The following is a 4,805-nucleotide window of genomic DNA, read 5'->3' as shown; positions in this document are numbered from 1 at the left end:
AGGAGAACGCCATGACCGAGGACCTCGCGGTCGCCGCACCGGCCCCCGCCACCGTCACCGACCCGCGCGCGGGCAGCTTCCGCGTCGACGCCCACCACGGCGAGATCCTGCAGGGGGTCTTCGTCACCGGCGACAAGCTGCGCCGCGGCCTGGTCACGCTGCCCTGCCCGCTCTACAGCACCCGCGCCACCTTCCTGCCCACCGAAGACGGCGGCACGACCGTGCGGCCGGCGTGGCGGAGCAAGGCCCGCCGCGCGGCCGACCTGACGCTCGCCCGGCTCGGGTACCCCGTCCCGGGCGGGCTGCTCGACATCACCAGCGACATCCCGCTGTGCCGCGGGTTCGGGTCGTCGACGGCGGACGTGACCTCGGCGATCGGCGCGGTGCTCGCCGCGACCGGCCGCCGGCTCGCCCCGGCGGAGGTAGGCGCGCTCGCCGTCGAAGCCGAAACGGCGTCCGACTCCCTGATGTACGGCGGCCGCGCGGTGGTCTTCGCCCACCGGGAAGGCGAGCCGATCGAAGACCTCGGCGAGCTGATGCCGCTGTCCGTACTGGGTTTCGGCACCAGCCCCGGCGGTCGCGGCGTCGAAACCCTGGAACTCCCGCCCGCGCGCTACACGTCGTGGGAGATCGAGGCGTTCCGCCCGCTGCGTGGCCTGCTGCGCCGGGCCGTCCACGACGGCGACGCGCGGCTGCTCGGCCGCGTCGCCACCGCCAGCACCCTGCTCAACCAGCGCCACCTGCCCATCCCGGGCCTCGACGACGTCCTCGCGGCCGCCCGGGCCGCGGGAGCCACCGGCGTCCAGGTCGCCCACAGCGGCGACGTCGCGGGCCTGCTGTTCGACACCGCCGACGCCGAAACCCCGGCCCGGCTGGAGTTCGCCGCGACGCGGCTGGCCGCGCTGGGCGTGACCGAGACCTGGCAGTTCGAAACCGAGAGGTGAGTCCGATGACCCTTGCCGCCCCCGTCAGCCACTCCGTGAGCCGGTCCGTCGTGGAGGCGACCGAGCTGCCCCGGATCATCCGCATCCGGCCCAACTTCCACGTCGCCGCCTTCGGCCTGATGAAGCTGCTGCCCGCCCGGTTCATGCTCGACCGTGCCGAGGAGCGCGGCGAAGTGGGCCCCGGCACGACCGTGCTCGAGACGTCGTCGGGCACCTTCGGCCTCGGCCTCGCCATGGTCTGCCGGCTTCGTGGCTACCCGCTCACGATCGTCGGCGACCCGGCGATCGACGCCCCGCTGAAGCGACGGCTCGAGCACCTCGGCGCCCGCGTCGAGATCTGCCCGAAGCCCAGCCCGGTCGGCGGGTTCCAGCGCGCCCGGCTCGACCGGCTGGAGGAGCTGCGCGCGGAGTACCCGAACCACTGGGTGCCGGGCCAGTACAGCAATCCCGACAACCCGGCGTCCTACGCGCTGGTCGCCGAGCAGCTCGCCGAGACGATCGGCGTGCCGGACTGCCTGGTCGGCGCGGTCGGTTCCGGCGGGTCGACGTCCGGCACCAGCTCGTTCCTGCGGATGCTCGCCCCCGAGCTGAACCTGATCGGCGTCGACACCCAGCGCAGCGCCATCTTCGGCCAGGCCGACGGCCCGCGGGTGCTGCGCGGGCTCGGCAACAGCCTGGTCCCGCCGAACGTCGCCCACGAAAGCTACGACCAGGTGCACTGGATCGGCGCCGCGGAGGCGTTCGCCGCGACCCGCGAGCTGTACGCGCGGCACTGCCTGTTCATGGGCCCGACCAGCGGCGCGTCCTTCAAGGTCGCCGACTGGTGGTCGCGGCGGAACCCGGACGCCACGGTCGTCGCGCTGCTGCCCGACGAGGGCTACCGCTACCAGGACACCGTCTACTCCGACGAGTGGCTGCAGGCCCAGGGGCTGGCCCACCCGGGCGCGGCCGAGCCGTACGAGGTCGTCGCGCCGAGCGAGCCCGGCGGCTCGTGGACCTGGCTGAACTGGGGCCGGCGCAGCCTGGCCCCGGTCGTGGCGGCGTGATGCGCACCCTGCTGCTCGTCGAAAGCAACACCACCGGCACCGGACGGCTGTTCGCCCGCCGCGCCCGCGAGCTCGGTTACGAGCCGGTGCTCGCGGCGGCCGACCCGAGCCGGTACCCGTACGCGGCTGAAGACGGCGTCCGCGTCGTCCAGGTCGACACCACCGACCCGTGCGCGGTCCTCGCCGCCGACATCGGCGAACCCGCGGGCGTGACGACCAGCTCGGAGTACTTCATCCCGGTCGCCGCGCGGATCGCGGCGAAGCTGGGCCTGCCCGGCCCGGACCCGGACGCCGTCACCGACTGCCGCAACAAGGCCCACCAGCGCGCCATCCTGGCGGCGATGGCACCGAAGTGCACGGTCGTGACGTCGGTGGCGGCGGCCGTCGCGGCGGCCACCGAGTTCCCGGTGGTGCTCAAGCCGGCCGAGGGCTCGGGCAGCGTCGGGGTGCTGCGGTGCGAGACACCCGAGTCGGTCGCCTCGCAGGCGGCGGCGCTGCTTTCGGTCACCCACAACGAACGCGGCCTGCCGGTGCCGGCCCAGGTGCTGGTGGAGCCGTACGCGAGCGGGCCGGAGTACTCGGTCGAGCTGTTCGGCGACGTCGTCGTGGCGGTGGTCCGCAAGCGCCTCGGGCCGGCCCCGTTCTTCGTCGAGGTCGGCCACGACGCCCCGGCCTCGCTGCCGCCGTCCGACGAGACGGCACTGGCGGACACGGCCCGGGCCGCGGTGAGCGCGCTCGGGCTCGGCTTCGGCGCCGCGCACGTCGAAATCCGGCTCACCCCGGACGGCCCGCGCCTGATGGAGGTCAACCCGCGCCTGGCGGGCGGGATGATCCCCGAGCTGGTCCGCGCGGCGACCGGCGTCGACCTGGTCGCGGCGCAGGTGGCCGCGGTGCTGGGCGTCGAACCCGACCTGCGGCCGGACCGGCGGGCGTGCGCCTCGCTGCGGTTCCTCACCGCGTCGTCGGCCTCGGTGCTCGCGGCCGGGGACACGGTCGCCGCGGCCGCCGCCGTACCCGGTGTCGTGCAAGCCCGCCTGTACCGGCCCGACGGCACCTCCGTCCGGCCGGCCCGGGACTACCGCGACCGGGCCGGGCACGTCCTGGCCGTGGCGGACCGGCCCCGCGCCGGCCGCGCGGCCGCGGTCGCCGGACTGAACGTGCTGCGCGAAGCCGTGATCCCCGAAAGGGAAACCCGATGACCCTGCGGTTCCTGATCACCACCGTCGCCCGGACCGCCGAAGCCCGCGCCGACCGCGCGCGCGACGACCGCGAGACGGCCGAACCACCACCCCAGCCGGACACCCCGGAAGGAGCACCCCGATGACCATCGCCAAGGGCGGCACAGGACGGCTGACCCGGCCGGTCGCCGCCGCGGCCCGGGAAATCCTCTTCGACCGCGACACCGCACCCGCCCCCGACCCGGTCGCCGCCGAGCTCGGCCTGATCAGCCAGGTCGACCGGGCCCACGTCGTGATGCTCGCCGAACGCGGCATCGTCGACCCCGGCCGCGCCGCCGAGCTCCTCGCGGGCATCGAAAACCTGCGGGCGCACCGGTTCGCGCCGTTGCACGAGGTCCCCGCGCCCCGCGGCCGCTACCTCGCCTACGAGTCGTACCTGATCGACACCCTCGGCGCCGAGATCGGCGGCGTCCTCCACAGTGGACGGTCCCGCAACGACCTCAACGCCACCGTCGTGCGGCTGCGGCTGCGCGAGCCGCACGAGCGGCTGCTCGCCGAGTCCGACGCCCTCGGCCGCGCCCTGCTGGAACGCGCGCGGCGCTGGGCCGGTGTCACCATGCCCGCCTACACCCACCACCAGCCCGCGGTCCCGATCACCTACGGCCACTACCTGGCCGGGGTGGCGAGCGCGCTGGTGCGCGACGTCGAAGGGCTGTGGCAGGCCGGGGCGGAGCTCGACCAGAACCCGCTCGGCGCGGGCGCGGTCGGCGGCACGTCGCTGCCGGTCGACCAGGACCGCACGACGGCGTTGCTCGGCTTCGCGGCGCCGCTGGCGAACTCGCTGCACGCCGTCGCGTCGCGGGACCTGGTGCTGCGGCAGCTGTCCGCGGCCACGGTCCTCGGGGTGCTGCTGTGCCGTGTCTCGCACGACCTGCAGGCCTGGACCAGCGCCGAGGCCGGGCTGCTGCGGCTGGCCGACGACGTCGTCGGGTCCAGTTCGATGATGCCGCAGAAGCGGAACCCGTTCCTGCTGGAGCACGTCCAGGGCCGGGCGCTGGCGCCGCTCGGCGCGTTCACGGCGTCGGCGAGCGCGATGGCCACCGCGCGGTTCACCAACGCCATCGCCGTCGGCACCGAAGCCGTCGCGCCGGCCTGGTCGGCCCTCGAAGCGGCGACCGACGCCGTGGTCCTGCTGCGGCTGGTCGTCGAGGGGGCCGAGCCCGTGCCCGAGCGGATGTACGAGCGGGCCGTCGACGGCCAGACCGCGGCGACCCACCTGGCCGAACGGCTCGTCGACGCCGGGATGCCGTTCCGGCAGGCCCACCACGAGGTCGGCGCCGTGGCCAAGGAGGCCCTCGAAGCCGGGCTGCCGCTGCACGAGGTCGCCCGGACCCGGCTGGCCGGCCAGCCCGGCCACGTCCTGGCGGCCCTCGACCCGGCCGAGGTCGCGCAGCACGCGGCCCACGGCGGGGGACCGGCACGGGAGTCCGTGCTCGCCGCCGTCACCGAGGCCGAGACGGCGTTCGCCCGCATCCGCGCCGACGTCGAAGAACGCCGCTGGCGCTGGAGCCAGGCCGAGGTCGGCCTCGACGACGCCGTCCGCTCGCTGATCGACACCCACCGACCCTGAGGAGCCA

The 4,805-nt window shown here is 75.3% G+C and carries 5 protein-coding genes; all 5 read left to right on the top strand.

Translation table 11 applies throughout. The features are described 5' to 3' along the window. Nucleotides 1-11 precede the first annotated feature (11 nt). The 5 genes from VA596_RS17085 to VA596_RS17065 are packed head-to-tail and all read left to right on the top strand — an operon-like array spanning nucleotide 12 to nucleotide 4,798. Entirely contained in the window at nucleotides 12-944 is a 933-nt protein-coding gene (locus VA596_RS17085) for a GHMP family kinase ATP-binding protein (RefSeq protein WP_323328225.1), read from the top strand. 5 nt (nucleotides 945-949) lie between these two features. Further along, a complete protein-coding gene (locus VA596_RS17080; protein WP_323328224.1) occupies nucleotides 950-1,990 on the top strand; it encodes a pyridoxal-phosphate dependent enzyme in 1,041 nt (346 codons plus the stop codon). After that, nucleotides 1,990-3,189, top strand: a complete 1,200-nt coding sequence (locus VA596_RS17075) for an ATP-grasp domain-containing protein (protein WP_323328223.1) — start codon at nucleotides 1,990-1,992, stop codon at nucleotides 3,187-3,189. Before VA596_RS17080 ends, VA596_RS17075 begins: the two co-directional genes overlap by 1 nt. Then, nucleotides 3,186-3,314, top strand: coding sequence for a hypothetical protein (locus VA596_RS17070; protein ID WP_323328221.1), 129 nt, complete (start codon nucleotides 3,186-3,188; stop codon nucleotides 3,312-3,314). The genes VA596_RS17075 and VA596_RS17070 overlap by 4 nt, the downstream gene beginning before the upstream one ends. Beyond that, entirely contained in the window at nucleotides 3,311-4,798 is a 1,488-nt protein-coding gene (locus VA596_RS17065) for an argininosuccinate lyase (RefSeq protein ID WP_323328218.1), read from the top strand. Before VA596_RS17070 ends, VA596_RS17065 begins: the two co-directional genes overlap by 4 nt. The last annotated feature ends 7 nt before the right edge of the window (nucleotides 4,799-4,805 follow it).

This window comes from Amycolatopsis heterodermiae (assembly GCF_034929455.1).
Lineage (GTDB): Bacteria > Actinomycetota > Actinomycetes > Mycobacteriales > Pseudonocardiaceae > Amycolatopsis > Amycolatopsis heterodermiae.
The sequence above is the reverse complement of the archived record's forward strand: the minus strand, read 5'-3'. Positions and strand labels throughout refer to the sequence as shown.